Annotated in this window: 16 protein-coding genes and 1 tRNA gene; 8 read left to right on the plus strand and 9 right to left on the minus strand. The window is 59.3% G+C overall.

The features are described from left to right. Positions 1 to 3 precede the first annotated feature (3 nt). Complete coding sequence (locus EDF70_RS17395) at positions 4 to 930, plus strand: pseudouridine-5'-phosphate glycosidase (protein WP_132276164.1); 927 nt, start codon at positions 4 to 6, stop codon at positions 928 to 930. Positions 931 to 991: 61 nt separating this feature from the next. On the opposite strand, the gene EDF70_RS17400 is transcribed toward EDF70_RS17395, so the two are convergent. Beyond that, positions 992 to 1,930 carry a nucleoside hydrolase gene (locus EDF70_RS17400; protein WP_132276166.1) on the minus strand — a complete coding sequence of 313 codons (939 nt, stop codon included), beginning with the start codon at positions 1,928 to 1,930 and terminating at the stop codon, positions 992 to 994. 204 nt (positions 1,931 to 2,134) lie between these two features. Between EDF70_RS17400 and EDF70_RS17405 the strand changes: the two genes are divergently transcribed. Next, positions 2,135 to 3,130, plus strand: coding sequence for an MDR family oxidoreductase (locus tag EDF70_RS17405; protein WP_132276168.1), 996 nt, complete (start codon positions 2,135 to 2,137; stop codon positions 3,128 to 3,130). 10 nt (positions 3,131 to 3,140) lie between these two features. Here EDF70_RS17405 and EDF70_RS17410 read toward each other — a convergent pair whose 3' ends face one another. Together EDF70_RS17410 and EDF70_RS17415 are read right to left on the minus strand one after the other, a co-directional pair. After that, positions 3,141 to 3,380 (minus strand): KTSC domain-containing protein, encoded by a 240-nt coding sequence (locus tag EDF70_RS17410; protein WP_132276170.1) that lies wholly within the window; start codon positions 3,378 to 3,380, stop codon positions 3,141 to 3,143. A 111-nt stretch (positions 3,381 to 3,491) separates the two neighbouring features. Continuing rightward, positions 3,492 to 3,812, minus strand: coding sequence for a hypothetical protein (locus EDF70_RS17415; RefSeq protein ID WP_132276172.1), 321 nt, complete (start codon positions 3,810 to 3,812; stop codon positions 3,492 to 3,494). A gap of 258 nt (positions 3,813 to 4,070) precedes the next feature. On the opposite strand from EDF70_RS17415, the gene EDF70_RS17420 reads away from it, so the two are divergent. Continuing rightward, positions 4,071 to 4,274 carry a hypothetical protein gene (locus tag EDF70_RS17420; protein ID WP_132276174.1) on the plus strand — a complete coding sequence of 68 codons (204 nt, stop codon included), beginning with the start codon at positions 4,071 to 4,073 and terminating at the stop codon, positions 4,272 to 4,274. Between the two features lie 72 nt (positions 4,275 to 4,346). Then, positions 4,347 to 4,865: a DNA starvation/stationary phase protection protein gene (locus EDF70_RS17425; RefSeq protein ID WP_132276176.1), complete on the plus strand. Its 519-nt coding sequence runs from the start codon at positions 4,347 to 4,349 to the stop codon at positions 4,863 to 4,865. 364 nt (positions 4,866 to 5,229) lie between these two features. On the opposite strand, the gene EDF70_RS17435 is transcribed toward EDF70_RS17425, so the two are convergent. Then, a complete protein-coding gene (locus EDF70_RS17435; RefSeq protein ID WP_132276178.1) occupies positions 5,230 to 5,427 on the minus strand; it encodes a hypothetical protein in 198 nt (65 codons plus the stop codon). A gap of 380 nt (positions 5,428 to 5,807) precedes the next feature. On the opposite strand from EDF70_RS17435, the gene EDF70_RS17440 reads away from it, so the two are divergent. Continuing rightward, positions 5,808 to 6,203: a response regulator gene (locus EDF70_RS17440; RefSeq protein ID WP_165932054.1), complete on the plus strand. Its 396-nt coding sequence runs from the start codon at positions 5,808 to 5,810 to the stop codon at positions 6,201 to 6,203. A gap of 9 nt (positions 6,204 to 6,212) precedes the next feature. Here EDF70_RS17440 and glgB read toward each other — a convergent pair whose 3' ends face one another. The 4 genes from glgB to EDF70_RS17460 all read right to left on the minus strand — a co-directional run bounded on the left by glgB (position 6,213) and on the right by EDF70_RS17460 (position 15,341). Beyond that, a complete protein-coding gene (gene glgB / locus EDF70_RS17445; RefSeq protein WP_132276182.1) occupies positions 6,213 to 8,420 on the minus strand; it encodes a 1,4-alpha-glucan branching protein GlgB in 2,208 nt (735 codons plus the stop codon). Next, entirely contained in the window at positions 8,417 to 11,725 is a 3,309-nt protein-coding gene (treS, locus tag EDF70_RS17450; protein ID WP_132276813.1) for a maltose alpha-D-glucosyltransferase, read from the minus strand. Before treS ends, glgB begins: the two co-directional genes overlap by 4 nt. A 53-nt stretch (positions 11,726 to 11,778) precedes the next feature. After that, entirely contained in the window at positions 11,779 to 15,021 is a 3,243-nt protein-coding gene (locus tag EDF70_RS17455) for an alpha-1,4-glucan--maltose-1-phosphate maltosyltransferase (protein WP_132276184.1), read from the minus strand. Positions 15,022 to 15,119: 98 nt separating this feature from the next. Beyond that, entirely contained in the window at positions 15,120 to 15,341 is a 222-nt protein-coding gene (locus EDF70_RS17460) for a DUF982 domain-containing protein (protein ID WP_132276186.1), read from the minus strand. A gap of 243 nt (positions 15,342 to 15,584) precedes the next feature. Here EDF70_RS17460 and EDF70_RS17465 point away from each other — a divergent pair, with 243 nt between their 5' ends. Together EDF70_RS17465 and EDF70_RS17470 are read left to right on the plus strand one after the other, a co-directional pair. Beyond that, on the plus strand, positions 15,585 to 15,839 hold the full coding sequence (locus EDF70_RS17465) for a DUF6074 family protein (protein ID WP_132276188.1): 255 nt from the start codon (positions 15,585 to 15,587) through the stop codon (positions 15,837 to 15,839). A gap of 181 nt (positions 15,840 to 16,020) precedes the next feature. Further along, positions 16,021 to 16,281: a hypothetical protein gene (locus EDF70_RS17470; protein WP_132276190.1), complete on the plus strand. Its 261-nt coding sequence runs from the start codon at positions 16,021 to 16,023 to the stop codon at positions 16,279 to 16,281. A 105-nt stretch (positions 16,282 to 16,386) separates the two neighbouring features. Here EDF70_RS17470 and EDF70_RS17475 read toward each other — a convergent pair. Beyond that, positions 16,387 to 16,476 (minus strand) — tRNA-Ser (locus tag EDF70_RS17475). Between the two features lie 183 nt (positions 16,477 to 16,659). On the opposite strand from EDF70_RS17475, the gene EDF70_RS17480 reads away from it, so the two are divergent. Next, the gene (locus EDF70_RS17480; RefSeq protein ID WP_132276192.1) at positions 16,660 to 16,977 is read left to right on the plus strand and encodes a hypothetical protein; all 318 of its coding nucleotides are present in this window, start codon (positions 16,660 to 16,662) and stop codon (positions 16,975 to 16,977) included. Positions 16,978 to 16,994: the final 17 nt, after the last annotated feature.

A 16,994-nucleotide genomic window follows, 5' to 3' on the forward strand; every position in this document is an offset into this window, starting at 1 on the left:
TTCATGTCCCTCATCAAACCAAAGCTCAGCCAGGAAGTGGCCGATACGCTGGCATCCGGCGGTCCGGTCGTGGCGCTGGAATCCACCATCATCACCCATGGCATGCCGTTTCCGGACAACCTCGCAACCGCGTTCGGCGTTGAACAGGTGATCCGCGAAAACGGTGCGGTGCCGGCCACCATTGCCGTTGTCGATGGCGAGCTGCGCGTTGGTCTGGAGCCGGATGAACTGGAGGCGCTGGCCAAGGCTGAAGGTGTCGTCAAGGCATCGGGCCGTGACCTTGCCGTTGCCATGGTGCGTGGCCAGTCCGCCGGCACCACGGTTTCGGCCACCATGCTGATGGCCGATCTTGCCGGCATCGATATCTTTGCGACCGGCGGCGTCGGTGGCGTACATCGCGGTGCTGAACAGACGTTCGATATCTCCGCCGACCTGACCGAGCTTGGTCGCACGAAAACGGCCGTCGTTTGCGCCGGTGTGAAATCCATTCTCGATATCGCCAAGACGCTCGAATATCTGGAAACCCAGCGCGTGCCGGTCATCGCTTACGGCACGGAAGAGTTTCCGGCCTTCTTCACCCGCCAGAGCGGTTTCAAGGCGGATCACCGCCTCGATACGCCGGAAGAGATCGCCCACGCGATGTTTCTGCACCATCAGCTCGGCACCGGAACTGGTCTTCTGATCGCCAACCCGATCCCGGAAGCAGCGGCGCTGACGCATGATTTCATCGATGGCACGATTGCCGACGCCGTGAAGGAAGCCGATCAGCGCGGTATCGGCCGCAAGGAACTGACGCCCTTCCTGCTGGCCCGTATCAATGAACTTTCGGGCGGCGAAAGCCTGAAGGCAAACATCCAGCTGGTGGGCAACAATGCGGCACTGGCCGCCCGTATGGCGGTTGCCTATGCGCCATTGAAGGCCGGTCGCTGATCATTGGGCATCAAGGCATAAGGAAAGGGCCGCGCGATGCGGCCCTTTGCATTTCAAACATTCAACGCAGTGTCGAAATCCGCTCGGTCAGCAGCGCAAAAAAGCCATCGGCATCGACGCTGCCCATGAACAGCGCATTTTTCGGCCGCTTGGTCACGCCCCACCAGTCGGCAACGGTCATGCCCTTGGTCAGTTCGGATGCCGTTTCGACTTCGACATTGCACTGGCGGCCTGCATAAAGCTCCGGCTTCAGCAGGTAGGCGATGACGTTCGGGTCATGCAGCGGCCCGCCTTCGCTGCCATATTTCTCCACGTCGAAACGCTCGAAATATTCCAGCCAGCCGGCAACGGCTTCACCAACCGGCGTGCCGAAATCGCGGAAGGCGGCCACACGCGGCTTGGTGGTCAGCACCTTGTGGGTGACATCGAGCGGGATGATGACGACGGGCGCGCCGCAGCCGAACACGATCTTGGCAGCCTTCGGATCGACATAGATATTGAATTCGGCAGCCGGCGTGATGTTGCCGCCTTCGAACAGGCCGCCGCCCATGGACACGATGCGGCGGATGCGCCCGGCAATCTCGGGCGCTCTGGTCAGCGCGGTACCGAGATTGGTGAGAGGTCCCAACGTGCAGATCGTGACGGTGCCTTCCGGCTCCGCCTTCAACGTGTCGATGATGAAATCGACACCATGCTTTTCCTGCAAAGGCATGGTAGGATCGGGCAGGGTGGCGCCGTCGATGCCGGTCCAGCCATGCACATATTCGGCGGTGACCAGCGCACCTTCCATCGGCTTGTCGCAGCCGGCAAACACCTTGATGTCGCGGCGGCCGGCCAGTTCGCAGATCTTGCGGATGTTCTTTTCCGTCAGCGTCAGCGGCACATTGCCGGCGGCAGCGGTAATGCCGAGGATCTCCAGTTCCGGGCTGGCAAGTGCCAGCAGGATCGCCAGGGCATCGTCCTGGCCGGGATCGGTATCGATGATGATTTTTTCCGCCAAGGGACACTCCTCCAAAGCATGTGAAATGAAACGTTTCTCTGGGCTACGCGAAGCCACGGGCCGGCGCAAGTCTGCGATGTCGGACTTGCGCAAGCGCAAATTGCGACTTTAAGTCATGGCTGCGAAGAGAGCGGGCCATATATGCTTGATGGTGAAAGTCGTGATGCCATGTTCCCGCATCGCCAGCACAGGAAAGAGCGAAAAATGAGCGAAACCTTTACCGCCATGGTCATCGATACGCTTGACGGCAAGCCGAAAGGCGCATTCCGCCAGATGACGATTGCCGATCTTCCGGACCACGATGTGCTGGTCGAAGTCGCCTATTCGACGCTCAACTACAAGGATGGCCTCGCCGTGTCCGGCAAGGGCAGGATCGCCAGGCGCACACCACTGGTCGGTGGTATCGATCTTTGCGGCACGGTGGTGGAATCGCGTAGCCCCGAATGGAAGGCCGGCGATCGGGTCATGGTCAACGGCTGGGGCCTGTCGGAGACCGAGTTTGGCGGTTATGCGCGTTTCGCCAGACTGAAGCCGGAATGGCTGGTCCGCCTGCCCGACGTCTTTTCTGAGGCACAGGCCATGGCCATCGGCACGGCTGGCTATACCGCAGCCCTCTGCGTCGATGCGCTTGAAAAATGGGGCGTAATCAAGCCGGGTGAGGGTGAGGTTCTGGTCACGGGTGCGGCCGGTGGCGTCGGTTCGGTCGCCATCGCGCTGCTGGCTGCTGCGGGCTACACCGTAACGGCTTCCACCGGCCGTCCGGAAACCCATGATTACCTGCGCTCGCTCGGTGCCAGCGCCTTCATCGATCGTGCAGTGCTGCAGGAAAAAGGTGGGCCGCTGCAGAAGGAGCGTTGGACGGGTGGGGTCGATTCCGTCGGCTCCACGACGCTGGTCAACGCTCTCTCCCAGACCGTTCGTGGTGGTGCGATCGCCGCTTGCGGTCTTGCCGGCGGAGCGGACCTGCCGGGTACGGTCATTCCGCATATCCTGCGTTCGGTGGCGCTGATCGGCGTCGATTCGGTCATGGCGCCACAGAGCCAGCGTCAATCCGCATGGGCGCGTCTGGCGCGCGATCTCGATCGCACCAAACTCGACAGCATCACCCAGATGCAGCCGATGTCGAAACTGCCGGAACTGGCGCAAGATATCCTGGCCGGAAAGATTCGCGGCCGCGTTGTCATCGACGTCTCGAAGTAATCTTCTTCGCTCAGGCGGTGCGGGCGCTTTGCGAAGCGGCCGTGCCGTCGCGGCGCGGAAATACCTTGCGGATGTAAGTCATGTAGTAGCTGCCGGGGGACGTGGCGGTCAGAAGACCGCTGACGGTTTTGGTCGGCACTTGCGCCAATTCGCGCACGACGCCATCCTGAAACGTCACATCGAGATGTTGGCGATCGGGATCATAGGCGATTTCGGCGATCAGGCGGGATGAAACAGCAATCCGGTGCATGGCAGCCTCCTTGTTCTTCGGAGACAAGATGCCGGCCTTCAGTAAAATCAGTCCTCAGACAATCAGTCGCATTTGAGCGAAACCGTACAAAACCGGGACGACGGCCCGGCGTCAGAAGCGGGTGCGTGTGCCGTCGCTGGTGATCATGTGGAATTTCGAGCCGTCGGTCTTGATGTCGGCGCAGGCCGCTTGCTTGTTCTCGAACCGGATGCAGATCTTGCCGGTCGAGATCTTGTAGCCGCGCTTTGAGCCCTTGCGGTAGGTATAGCCGCTTTTGTCGGTGGTTGTTTCCTGAGAGGATTCATTCAGATGCGCGCGAATTTCCGCAGCGGTCGCATTACGAATACGGCCCTTGGTTTCTGCCGAAAGTGCCGGGGTCGCGCAGGCGATGAATGAGGCGAGTGTGGCCAGGTTCCGCAAGGTTCGGTGCATGGGTCTTCCTCGTTTCGATCGCCTGCAAAATACTAGGCCGGCCCGTCCGGTCAATGCGTTTGTCGTGCCCTTGCATCGTAGAGGTCGGTTTCGTCCTAATTTGGGTCCGATTGTTCAAGACGTGCCGTGGCTGACAAATATGCTGTGCCTCCCTGCAACGTGATCACCACGCAGCTTCGGCATCTTGTCGATCACGCGCGGCGATCCACATAAACGGTATGGCCTTGAGTTTGCACCTTGTAGCGAGGGAGAGCGTCGATGAATGCCAGGAATGATCTCGAAGACGGGTTGCGTGACGGCAAGGAAACCCTTCCCGAACCGCTCGATCTGCCGTTGTCGAAATCGCCGGTCCAGCCGCCCGTCCACCCGCATGGCCCTCACAAGACCGAAGCGGATATCGACGAAAGCCTGGAGGAAAGTTTTCCGGCCAGCGATCCGCCCGCCTCCGGCTACTCGAACTGAACGCCATGCAAAATCCTCCCCGGCCGGCAGGGCATCTGCGCCTGCGGACCAAACCCGAATGGATGATATCTTATGGACAACACGATCAAATCCCGCCGCGAAGCACCGTTGAGGACGCCGAGCGGCATTGCCGATGACGGCGTGCGCGATATTTCCGCGGGCATCACAAAGCTGCTTGCCGATGTTTTTGCAATTTATCTGAAGACCAAGAATTTCCATTGGCACATGTCGGGCGCCAATTTCCGCGATTACCATCTGCTTCTTGACGAGCATGGCGACCAGTTGTTTGCGATGACCGATCCGCTCGCCGAACGCGCCCGCAAGATCGGCGGTGGCACTTTGCGGTCGATCGGCGAGATTTCGCGTCTGCAACGTATTTCGGACAATGATGCGGACTTCGTGCATCCGCATGAAATGCTGGCCGAACTGCGGGATGACAACAGCTCTCTTGTCGCCAGCATGCGTGAGCTTCACGATGTCTGCGACGAGTACAACGATGTCGCCACCGCAAGCCTTCTGGAAAACTGGATCGATGAAAGCGAACGCCGCGTCTGGTTCCTGTTCGAAATCACCCGCAATACCAATCGCTGAGGCTGAACACAGAGCCGTCCTCTCCGGAGGGCGGCTTTTTGCTGCCCGCCCGGCATTCCGGCATGTAACAGCGTACCACAATACGCGTTTGAGCGGTCACGTTCTGCATGACCGTGATTACAGCTGTAGTCTTCCTATTATCATTTTTCTGGAGATTTTTCCCGTGAGTGTAGCAGGACTGGCCACGTCAGGTGCCGTCATCTGCAGGCGCGGCGCTTTACGATCCGTGCCGGCCCTGGCATTCAGCGGCCCATTTCGGTGAAAGCGTTCGCGCCGCCCCGCAATATCTCCGCGGCCAGCCGAGGCAATTCAAAACGTTGTTCGAATAAACGATGAATTTGAGAAGCCGGGCGTTGACCCGGCTTTAGTCTTCCGGCGCCGTCTGTCGACGCGACAGAAGAAAATCGCGATATTTTTCTCTGAGATCAGCGATGTCGATATCACCGGCAATCCAGCGCTCAACCCAGTTCACGAACAGCGGGTCATTTTCGATGGTCTGGCCGCTTTCTCGGGCTTTATCAAAGATGCGTTCAACAAGCGCCCGCCGGGCTTCAGGTGTCATGGGGCGGTGGCTCCTTGCGGCATGATCGGCATTTCGGTCCGACGAAGTTTGCGAATCGTCAGACGTATGTTGCGACTTCTAATCATATTTAGGTGCGGCGAGCACGGGTTGAAACATTCCGAAACGGAATAAACGCTAAGCCGTGCGAGCGGCGAAGCCGCTGAAATCTGCCAATCATGAATTCCCCCGATGCAAAGCAAAAAGGTAAACGATAGGCAATCGCGTTTTGTTCCTTGGCCGAAAAGAAAAATTCCGATGCGAGACATTCTATCGGTAGAAATGTCAGCTATCTGCCGGGCGCTTCCATTTGTCCGGCAAACGCTCTATTGCCGGCCCGCGCTTCGAACCTATCTTCGTTGCGAGCATGGAGGACCAAGGCCTTGGAATATCGTTTTCTGATCGTTGAAGACAGCTTGCTGGTCGCGATGGATATCGAGGATGCCGTGCATCGCAGCGGACATAAGGTCGTCGGCATCGCGCCGGACATGAAGGTGGCGCTGAACTACAGCCGTGACACCGATATCGCTTTTGTCGACGTACGCCTTGCCGATGGCGAGACGGGGCCGGAAATTGCCCGAACACTGGCCAATTCCGGTATCGTGGTGATCATGGTTACCGGCAATCCCGGCGTCGTCGTGCAGGGCGTTCCCGGTGTGGTCGGCGTTATGGCAAAGCCGCTGACCGATCAGGCCTCCCGAGACCTGATCCAGTTCGCTGTCGACCGCAAGAGCGGCCGTACTGGCACGCCGCCGGCGCGACTAAAGCTTTTTGCCTGAATGCCCGCCTCAGCTTGCTGACCATTTCAGATAGATCGTAGACAGCGGCGGCAGCGTGAGCGCGATGGACTGGGCGCGCCCGTGTGACGTTTCCTGATCTGTCCAAGCTTCGAGATTGCCGAGGTCGGACCCGCCATAAACGGCGGCATCCGTATTAAGCACTTCTGCCCAGCGGCCCTCCATCGGTACGCCGATCCGATAGCCATGGCGTGGCAGCGGTGTCAGGTTGGACACTGCCAGCACGATGGATGCGCCGTCACGCGATTTGCGCAGCATGGCGAGCACGGAGCTTTCCGCATCGTCAGACACCGCCCATTCAAAACCGGCAGGATCGAGATCGCCGAACTGCAATGCCGGTTCGGCCGAATAAAGCCGGTTGAGATCGCCGATCAGCCGCTGCATGCCGGCATGGTCTGGTCGGTCGAGCAGATCCCAGACTACCGAACCGTCGTGGTTCCATTCGCTTTCCTGAGCGATCTCGCATCCCATGAACAGCAGTTTTTTGCCGGGATGCGCCCACATGAACCCGAAATAGGCGCGCAGATTGGCAAGCTTCTGCCAATGATCACCCGGCATCTTGCCGAAAAGCGAACCTTTGCCATGCACCACTTCATCATGCGAAAGCGGCAGCATGAAGCGCTCCGAATAGGCGTAGATCATGCCGAAGGTGAGCATGCCGTGGTGGTATTTGCGGTAGACCGGATCGTCCTTCATGTAATGCAGCGTGTCGTGCATCCAGCCCATGTTCCATTTGAAATCGAAACCCAGGCCGCCTTCTTCCGGTGACTTGGTCACATCCGGCCATGCGGTTGATTCTTCCGCCACGGTGAAAGCATGCGGGCAACGTTCGTGGATGATGCTGTTGAGGTGTTTGAAGAACTCGACCGCCTCCCAGTTCTCACGCCCGCCATACTGGTTGGGGATCCATTCGCCCTCGTTGCGGCTGTAATCGCGGTAGAGCATCGAGGCGACGGCATCGACGCGCAGGGCATCGATATGGAAATGTTCCAGCCATTCCAGCGCCGAGGCGATGAGAAAACCTTTCACCTCGTTGCGACCGAGATTGTAGATCAGCGTATTCCAGTCCTTGTGAAAACCTTCGCGCGGGTCTTCGTGTTCGTAGAGCGCAGTACCGTCAAAACGCGCCAGCCCCCAGGCATCGGTGGGGAAATGCGCCGGCACCCAGTCGAGGATCACGCCAATGCCGGATGCATGGCAGCGATCGATGAAGTAGGCAAAATCCTCCGGTGTGCCGTAACGTCCGGTCGGGGCAAACAGGCCAAGCGGCTGGTAACCCCAAGAGCCGCCAAACGGATGCTCCATGATCGGCAACATCTCGATATGGGTAAAGCCGAGGCTTTTGACGTAAGGCACCAGCCGCTGGCTGAGTTCCACCCAATCGAGCGAGCGATTGCCTTCTTCGGCGATCCGCAGCCATGAGCCCAGATGCACTTCATAAACCGACATCGCACCTTCGCCGGCGCGGGCATCGTGGCGGCTCATCCACTCCTGATCCGTCCATGGGAAGGGACGTGACGAGGAGACGACGGAAGCGGTCGAAGGGGCTGCTTCAGAGGCGCGTGCAACGGGGTCTGCCTTCTGGGCCAGCACAGTGCCATGCGCATCGATGATTTCGAACTTGTAGCGCTCGCCCTGCGTCAGGCGTGGCACGAACAATTCCCAGACGCCGGCCTGCGGGCGTTGCCGCATCGGGTGGCGGCGGCCGTCCCAGGCATTGAAATCGCCGACCACCGAAACGCGTCTTGCATTTGGTGCCCAAACGGCGAAACGCACGCCGGCTGTCCCATCGATTTCCATCGGGATGGCACCGAGCGTGCGGCCGAGATCGTAATGCGTGCCTTGCGCAATCAGGTGCAGGTCGAGATCGCCCAGCAGCGGGCCGAAACAATATGGATCTTCGGTTTCCTGCACCGCATCCGGCCACTGGATGCGCAGGAGATAAGGTGCCGTCGAGCCGACCACGCCGGCAAACAGGCCACCGGCATGAATGTTGTCGAGACTGGCGAGGATGCGGCCGCTATCGCGCTCTATCACTTCCACCGAGACCGCGCCGGGCAACAGCGCCCGCACCACGGTCAGTTCGCCATACTGGTGACGGCCGAGAATGGAAAACGGATCACCATGTCGACCATCGACGAGAGCGTTCAGACCCTCCGTAACAGTGCCGATGATCAGGTCGGTACGCTCATATCTCATCGGGTCTTCTCCGCGCGGGATGTTGTGAGGAGCCGGTTGGCGATGGCCGAAAATCCGGCCAGCGGCAGCGGCAGCCAATGCGGCCGGCTGCGAACTTCGTAAGCGATTTCGTATGCTGCCTTTTCCAACAGGAAGAGGTCGAGGATCTTTTCACGCTGCGTCTGCGGCATGCGTAATTCGTTCGACCCATCCACTGCCGTCAGATAGGCACGCATGAAGGCGGGTTCCGCCATCTCCATGAACCGGCCGATCAGCTCGCCATGGCGGGCATCATCCACTTCGCTGACGATCTCGCGGTCGAGATCAGCCGATGCACCGAGATAGCTCAGCGATCGCAGGAAACCGGCAACATCGCGCAACGGGTTGCTCTTGGCGCGACGTTCCTCGAGGTCGCGGGTCGGTTCGCCCTCGAAGTCGATGATGTAAGCATCGCTTTCGGCGACCAGTATCTGGCCGAGATGGAAATCGCCGTGATTGCGGGTCATCAGCGTGCCGTCAATCGCTTCCGCCAGTTCGCCGGTCAGCTTCAGCAATTCCTTGCGGCGTTTGGACAGATCGGAGACTTCGATCGCAATCTCGCTCTCGAAATCGTCCAGGCCGGCCTCAAGAATGTCGAGACTGTCGCTGATCTGCTTGATTGTGGCGTCGCGCCAGCGGGCCATGTCCTTTTTGCTGGCGGTCACCGGCTTGAAGTCTCCATCATCGGTGGGCTGGGCCAGCGCCACATGCAACTCGCCGAGACGTTTGCCCACGGTCGCAACAAAATCGACCAGCGGCTGGAACTGCTCATCGGCGCCTTCGCCATCAAGCCCGGTCACCACGACCTGATCGATAACACGGCGCAGATTGGAGAGCATCCAGTTCCAGGCATCGCCCTGATTGCGGATTGCGCTCTGAACGATGATCAGCGTGAAGCGGTTGCCTTCCGGGTCGATACGCGCCACTTCACCCAGCAATTGCGCCGTATTGGCGTAACCGACATTGGTGAGATAACGCGTCATCTCCACTTCCGGGTGGATGCCCGGAAAGACATGGCGGATCAGTTTCAGCATGGCGAGATCGCCAAGGATCAGAGAACTGTTCGATTGTTCCGCCGAAAGCCAGTGGATCGGCAGGTCTTCTGCAAATGTCATGCTGTCGAGCTTGTCGGTACCGACAAATTCCAGGGTTCCGGTGCGGCCGGATATGGTTGCACGCTCACACAGGCCGCGGATCACGCCACGCCCCAGACCTTCTGCGGCAAAACCGTCGGTCAGGAAACCAACCCGGCGACCCTGTCGGATGCGGGCAAGCGCCAACTGATGCGCCAAAGCCGAGGGTTGGGCATCATCCCAGGCAACGGCAAGCGGCAGGAGGTAGGTATCCTTTTTGCCGTTCAGATCCACTTCCAGCTCGCCGAGCACGATATTGTCGGCATAGGCAACCGGTGTTGCCGTTACCAGTTGCGCGGAATTCAGGACCGCGCCCTTGGCACCGAACCAGCGGCGTTTGCCGAGATAGGACGGCAGAACGTCCTTCGACAGCGTGCCGGCTAGTCGCGGGGAATCGATCAGTTCCTGCAGGTCACGGCGCACCACCATGGTGACCATGTCCTGCATCTGCTCCGGCGGCTGCGTGCGCCAGACCGGCCCATCGGATTCCGGCGCCAGCTGGAACCAGAAGAAACCGTAGGGCTGCAATGTCAGCAGATAGGTCAGCTGGCCGATCGGTGGGAAGGGCGACATGCCGGACAGTTCGATCGGCACTCGGCCGTTAAATTCCGCAAGGTCGAGTTCCACAGCCTGTGGCAGCCGAGAAAGGTTGAAGACGCAGAGGATCGTCTCGCCCTGATATTCGCGCAGATAAGCGAGGATCTTTCGGTTGCCCGGCGATAGAAAGCGCTGTGAACCACGCCCAAATGCCGGGTGCTTGTTGCGCAAGGCCAGCATGCGTCGCGTCCAGTTCAGAAGCGAATGCGCGTCCGCCCCCTGCGCTTCAACATTCAGTGCCTCGTAACCGTAAAGCGGGTCCATGATCGGCGGCAGGACCAGCCTGGCCGGGTCGGCCTTGGAAAACCCGCCATTGCGGTCGGGCGACCATTGCATCGGCGTGCGCACGCCATCGCGGTCGCCAAGATAGATATTGTCGCCCATGCCGATCTCGTCGCCGTAATAGAGAACAGGCGTGCCAGGCATGGACAGAAGCAACCCGTTCATCAGCTCGACGCGGCGGCGGTCTCGCTCCATCAGCGGTGCCAAGCGTCGGCGAATGCCGAGATTGATACGGGCGCGACGATCGGCGGCATAAGTGTTCCAGAGGTAGTCGCGCTCCTCGTCGGTCACCATTTCCAGCGTCAGTTCGTCGTGGTTTCTGAGAAAGATCGCCCATTGGCAGTTTTCCGGAATTTCCGGTGTCTGCCGCATGATGTCGGTGATCGGAAACCGGTCTTCCTTGGCAATCGCCATATACATGCGCGGCATCAGCGGAAAGTGGAACGCCATGTTGCATTCGTCGCCATCGCCAAAATAGTCGCGCGTATCCTCTGGCCACTGGTTAGCCTCAGCCAGCAGCATTTTGCCGGGATGGCTTTCGTCGAGTGCGGCACGGATGCGCTTCAGGATATCGTGGGTTTCCGGCAGGTTCTCGTTGTTGGTGCCTTCCCGCTCGATCAGGTAGGGAATGGCATCGAGCCGGAAACCGTCTATGCCGGTTTCCAGCCAGAACCGCATGATCACCAGCAGTTCCTTCATCACTTCCGGGTTGTCGAAATTGAGATCCGGCTGATGGGAATAGAAGCGGTGCCAGTAATAGGCGCCCGCAACCGGGTCCCATGTCCAGTTGGATTTTTCCGTATCGATGAAAATGATCCGGGTTTCCGGAAATTTCTGGTCGCTGTCGGACCACACGTAAAAATCACGCTCCGGCGAACCGGCCGGCGCATTGCGGGCACGCTGGAACCAGGGATGCTGGTCGGATGTGTGGTTGATGACCAGCTCGATGATCACCTTGATGCCACGCTCATGGGCGGCATCCACAAAGCTGCGAAAATCCTCCATCGTGCCGTAGTCGGGGCTGACACTGCTGTAATCGGCAATGTCGTAACCGTCGTCGCGGCGCGGCGAGGGGAAGAAGGGCAGGAGCCAGATCGCCGTCACACCGAGCGAGGCGATATGGTCGAGCTTTTCATGCAGGCCGGGAAAATCGCCGATGCCATCACCATTGCCATCAAAGAAGGATTTGATGTGCAGCTGGTAGATGACGGCGTCCTTGTACCACAAGGGATCCGACGACACGGCTTCGGCTTCCGGCTGTGTTTCGTTTTTCATTTTCGCCTGCGTGCGTGAGATATCCATTGTTTTTCTCCTCCCATCGTCCCGGTCTATCGCACCCGCCAGATGGCGAATGGGCGGTCAGGTTCCAGACGGATGTGCTGCCATTTGCCGGTCCAGCCAAAAGACTGGCCGGTGATCAGATCTTCCATGTCGAGCGTGCCGTGGTCCGGCCGAGAAAACGTCCAGAGCGGGATCTCGATATCGGCTTCCTGCGCGTGGTGCGGATCGAGGCTGATGGCCACCAGCACGACATTTTCATGCCCCTGGCTCGATTTTTCGAAGAACAGGATGTTGTCGTTATGGGCGCCTAAAAGCTGCAGGCCGAGATGTGAATGCAGCGCCGGATTTTCGCGGCGTATTCGATTTAGCAGCGTGATCTCGGGTTTGATATTGCCGGGGCGGTCATAATCCCAGGCGCGGATCTCGTATTTCTCCGAATCCGCATATTCCTTGCGCTTGGCATCCGGTCGGCCTTCGCACAGCTCGAAACCGTTATAGACGCCCCAGAGGCCGGACAGCGTTGCCGCAAGCGCTGCGCGGATCAGATAGGCCGGACGCGGCGCGTTCTGCAGAAAATCCGGGTTGATGTCGTGGGTGTTGACGAAGAAATGCGGACGGAAGAAATCCCTGGGCGCTTCCGTGGTGATCTCGCGCATGTATTCTTCGAGTTCCCACTTGGCGTTACGCCAGGTGAAATAGGTGTAGGATTGCGAGAAGCCGACCTTGGCCAGCCGGTACATCACTTTCGGCTTGGTGAAGGCTTCCGAGAGGAAGACGACATCCGGGTGGCGTGAACGGATATCGGCGATCAGCCATTCCCAGAACGGAAACGGTTTGGTGTGCGGGTTGTCTACGCGAAACAGTTTGACGCCGTGATCGACCCATGTCTGCACCACGTCGCGCAGTTCCGTCCAAAGAGACGGCACGGCTTCGCCGGCGTAGAAATCGACGTTGACGATGTCCTCGTATTTCTTCGGCGGGTTTTCGGCGTAACGGATCGTGCCGTCCGGCCGCCAGTCGAACCAGCCGGGATGGTCTGTCAGCCATGGATGATCGGGAGAAGCCTGAATGGCGAGGTCGAGCGCCAGTTCCAACCCATGCTCTGCCGCCGCATCCACCAGCCGGTCAAAGTCATCGAACGTGCCGAGCTGCGGATGGATGGCATCATGGCCGCCGTCTGCCGAGCCGATCGCATAAGGGCTGCCGGGATCATCCGGGCCGGGTGTCAGCGTGTTGTTCTTGCCCTTGCGGTTGGTCGAGCCGATCGGGTGGATCGGTGGGAAATAGAGAACGTCAAAGCCCATGGCGCGGATCGCCGGCAAACGGGCGATCACGTCATCGAACGTACCGTGACGGTTCGGATCGCCGCTCTGCGAGCGCGGAAAAATCTGGTACCAGCTAGCAAAGGCGGCGGCGGTGCGCTCGGCATCAACCGGGATGATTTTTGAGCGAACACGATGCGGTTTCTGGTCGGCTTCCGCCATCAATTCCGCGGTGCCGGGGTCGAGCAGGGTCTTGATGCGCTGTTCGTCCTGTTCTTCCGTCAGACGGTCGAACAAGACTTTCAGCTCTGTTTTCAAATCACCGGAGGCATTGTCGAAAGCGTCGAGCACCAGATTGATGCCCTCCTGGATTTCCAGCCGCAGATCCAGCCGGGCCTCGTGCTTCTTGGTGAACTCATAGCGAAAGATCTGGAACGGATTGCGCCAGGCCTCGATCGCGTATTCGTGCCGGCCCATGCGCTTGAGTGGAAATTCGGCGCGCCAGCGATCGTTCAGCACCAGCGCCATCGGCACTTCGTTCCACTCGTTACTATCGGCGGTGCGCCACAGCAGCGCCGCAGATAGCGGGTCATGGCCATCCCCAAACACATCGGCCTCGACGATCACCGTTTCGCCGACCACGCGTTTGACCACGAAACGCCCGTCATCGACGGAAGGTGTGACCTTCTCGATTGCCAGCCGAGGCGACAAGGCGGCTTTTGCCACCGGCTCCACCGCTGCCGTCGGGATGATGGGATCGGAAACGCGGCCTTCGAAAATTCGAAGCTCGCCGGGCAGAAGCCTGAGGTCGTCGGTCAACGTTTCACCACGATCGGAGACGTCCGTCAGCGGCAGAAATGCGGAGGCTGCCTCGTTGATGGCATGCAAAGGAGGCGTCGCACTGCGGCGCAGATCGCGGTTGAAGAGGATCACGCGAACGCTGTCGGAGATGCGCAGATCGCCGCGGTCGCCTCGGACGATGGCTGCTGCCGGAGAATGGCTGCTGGCAATCAATCCAATCGGCTGTCGTTCGAAATCATCTGCGCTCGCCACTGCGTCATTTGCCGCGCGGATCGAGCCGGAAAGATCGAATGTCGGGCGATCGCGCAGGATGCGCAGGCCGCCGCCAGTGCCATGGGTCGGGTCGAGTGGCGTGACTGCGCCATATTCGAAACCCATCGGCACCATCAGTCCACCGCCGAGGGAAGCTGCCAATTTCAACGCACGTTCGGCACGGCGTTCCAATATTTCGGCGCTTTCGGTGCCATGCGCCACACGCTTGGAAAAGGGAGCTTCGGGAAAGGCGATCTCGCGACCGATGCCGCTTTGCGCCTCGTGTTCCTCTGCAAACCAGCCCTCCTGAAGGTTCCACCATGCCAGCGAAGAGAAGCTCCCATCGAACCCAACGTCAGTGAGCGCACGGCGTGTCTCGAAGGCTGTTCCCGGCGTCCAGGCCATAAAACGCAGATTTGCCTTGGCGCGTTTTACACTCGAGATCACCGACCGCCAGGCATCCGGCGACAAGGTTTCCAACTCCAGGCAGCGAAAACCGGAAAGCCCCAGTTCACTCAAGTGGATAAGCCGCTTTTGCCAGCCGGAAACAAAGCTATCGTCACCGCCGGCAATGGTCAGCCTTCGAGTTCCGCGAAGAAAAGGCGATTGGCGTGGATCGGTTGCAGACGTCTCCGCCCGTTCGGCATCCCGCGGCCGCCCCGGCACTATGTCCATCATCAGCGACAAGCCGTTGTCGCGTGCTGCACGGGCCAGCTTTCCGATCGCATCATCGATGCCATCTCCGAGATCCAGTTGGCGGTCGACGCGCTCATAATCATCGGTAACGAAGACGCTTGCGCCTTCTGCGCGGCGAAACAGCGGTGCCGTCAGAACACTGTCGAAACCGAGGGAGCGGGCATGTTCGAAAACCTCACGCCATGCTGAAATGCCCCGCAGGAGCAGGGGGTGCACGTAATAGATACGCGCGGGCTTCAGATCCGGCGCGGTTTCGGTGAAACGGGAATAGACGTTCATGGCAAATCCTGACGTGTCTACGGTGTTGGCGTAGCGCGTCGATCCCACGAGGACCGTCGCTTATCGGCATGCGAAATCGTCCTAGAGGGCATTGCCCATCAATGCAGATGCGCTTCCTCCAGCGCTTCGGCAAACAGCGTTTTGGCGTCCTCCGGATCGGCACGCTCATCGAGCGCTGCCAGACAGGCATGCCGGGCATCGACGAAACGTGGACCCTTTTGCCGCGGCCAATCATGATCGAGGAAGGACAAGGCCTCGAACGGGCCGGATATCTGCACGATGCCAACGGTAACCGCGCTGTTCCAGACAGGTTTCTGCATGGCATTCCTCCTCCAAAACAGAAAATTGGTGTTCCCGAGACAACCGCCTTGGGGCGCAGGTCAGGGGTTCACCAAACTTCACGTTGCAGGTCTAACGAGCGTCGACGTGATTTGTTTCCCGCGAAATTCGTTAAAATCGTCGCGATCGAGGCAGGCGAGGGCTGCTGTTCAATATTTGTGAAGGACTCGCGTCGATGCTGGCGGAAGTTCCTGGGCGATTCGCCCGCGTTGAGTGGAGACCGCATGACCCTCGTTCAATTTCCCGCCGACCGCCGTATGGCCGATATCCGCCGTTGCAGCGAAACCCTGACAGATCTGCATGGGGAGGAAGCCAACCGCTTCTGGCGTCAGGAAATGGCGGGCTTTGCCGCTCGTCTGAAAGCACAGGGTGTAACGGATGCGGAAATCTCGCATCAGGCGGCACTGTTCATGAATGCCGTACAGATGGAATTGCAGGCTGCTTTCGCGGAACAGGAAGAGGCTGGTGCTTGGGGTTGATGCCCGTTCTGCCGCTGGCTTTTTCGCTTCAGTAACATAAGGCCAACGGTGATTTTCCCGACGACCGCCCGTGCCGAACGCGGGCGGACAGCGCATAAAGTGCCGCTTTTGAATTGTTAACTTTTAACAATTAGCGTAAATAATCATTAAATTACGACCAATCGCCTGTCTGGAGCGACACATGCGTGATCTCAGCAGAGCAAAGCCCGCATCTCAGCCTGATGCCGATGGCACAAGGGCCGAGGATGATCGGCAACTGACGGATCTGCTTCTCCGCAACAAGGTCAGCATCAGACCGACGCCTGCCGAATCGGTTGGTGCAAAAAGCACGCAGCCGCTGGTGTCACGTATCGTGACCTGGCTCATTTTGTGTGTAGCCCTGCCGGTTTTCCTGCTGGCCTATTTTTCCTCACGCACCGACGAAGACGATTTTTACGCCTGAACGATAGCTTTTCGAAAGCCGACGGGAAGATTGGTCACCCTTGCGCACGCGTCTGTCGTTGACTGCGATGAGGCATGACGGAGCGGAATAATTCTGGAAAGGGGATGGCGGACAGGGTGGGATTCGAACCCACGGTACGCTTTCACGCACACACGCGTTCCAGGCGTGCGCCTTAAACCACTCGGCCACCTGTCCTTAAGAAAGGGCTGCTGGGGATGTCTCCGAAGCAGCGGTCGGCGCGATATATACCAATGATTTTTTTAGGATCAACCGAAATCTGACGGTTGGATGACGCTTTGTAAAACTCATGTCCGTTGCCAAGCCGCCAGCCGCCCGTTACGCTAGGATTTGCACAGTTTCTCAATCGCTTCGGCCGCCATGTCTCTTGTCTTTCATTTTCTCAGTCTGATCGCTTTGGCGGCCGCAATCGGCTCGGGCACGCTGGATTCCATCCAGTCGGTGGCAACGTCGTCGGTGGCACTGGCAAGTCTGGGGGATTTGTGGATCGCCGTCAGTCCCGGAACACTGGTTGCGGCGGAAGATGCGGTCGAGCGTTATATTCATCCAGAAGCCTGGCAGCAGGGCGCATCCTTCCTGCTGGCGCAGCCGGCATGTGCGGTTTTTCTGGTCCTGGCCCTGATCCTGTGGATCATCGGCTATCGGCGCCCGAAGCCGTTCGGGCGTTTTGCTGCCTGAGGCGGCAGGCCGGCAGA

The organism is Neorhizobium sp. JUb45 (genome assembly GCF_004343585.1).
Classification (GTDB): domain Bacteria; phylum Pseudomonadota; class Alphaproteobacteria; order Rhizobiales; family Rhizobiaceae; genus Neorhizobium.

Coding starts and splice junctions, on each gene's coding strand:
- EDF70_RS17395 (WP_132276164.1), top strand. CDS start 4: ATGTCCCTCATCAAACCAAAGCTCAGCCAGGAAGTGGCCGATACGCTG.
- EDF70_RS17405 (WP_132276168.1), top strand. CDS start 2,135: ATGAGCGAAACCTTTACCGCCATGGTCATCGATACGCTTGACGGCAAG.
- EDF70_RS17410 (WP_132276170.1), bottom strand. CDS start 3,380: ATGCACCGGATTGCTGTTTCATCCCGCCTGATCGCCGAAATCGCCTAT.
- EDF70_RS17415 (WP_132276172.1), bottom strand. CDS start 3,812: ATGCACCGAACCTTGCGGAACCTGGCCACACTCGCCTCATTCATCGCC.
- EDF70_RS17420 (WP_132276174.1), top strand. CDS start 4,071: ATGAATGCCAGGAATGATCTCGAAGACGGGTTGCGTGACGGCAAGGAA.
- EDF70_RS17425 (WP_132276176.1), top strand. CDS start 4,347: ATGGACAACACGATCAAATCCCGCCGCGAAGCACCGTTGAGGACGCCG.
- EDF70_RS17435 (WP_132276178.1), bottom strand. CDS start 5,427: ATGACACCTGAAGCCCGGCGGGCGCTTGTTGAACGCATCTTTGATAAA.
- glgB (WP_132276182.1), bottom strand. CDS start 8,420: ATGAGATATGAGCGTACCGACCTGATCATCGGCACTGTTACGGAGGGT.
- treS (WP_132276813.1), bottom strand. CDS start 11,725: ATGAAAAACGAAACACAGCCGGAAGCCGAAGCCGTGTCGTCGGATCCC.
- EDF70_RS17455 (WP_132276184.1), bottom strand. CDS start 15,021: ATGAACGTCTATTCCCGTTTCACCGAAACCGCGCCGGATCTGAAGCCC.
- EDF70_RS17460 (WP_132276186.1), bottom strand. CDS start 15,341: ATGCAGAAACCTGTCTGGAACAGCGCGGTTACCGTTGGCATCGTGCAG.
- EDF70_RS17465 (WP_132276188.1), top strand. CDS start 15,585: ATGACCCTCGTTCAATTTCCCGCCGACCGCCGTATGGCCGATATCCGC.
- EDF70_RS17470 (WP_132276190.1), top strand. CDS start 16,021: ATGCGTGATCTCAGCAGAGCAAAGCCCGCATCTCAGCCTGATGCCGAT.
- EDF70_RS17480 (WP_132276192.1), top strand. CDS start 16,660: ATGTCTCTTGTCTTTCATTTTCTCAGTCTGATCGCTTTGGCGGCCGCA.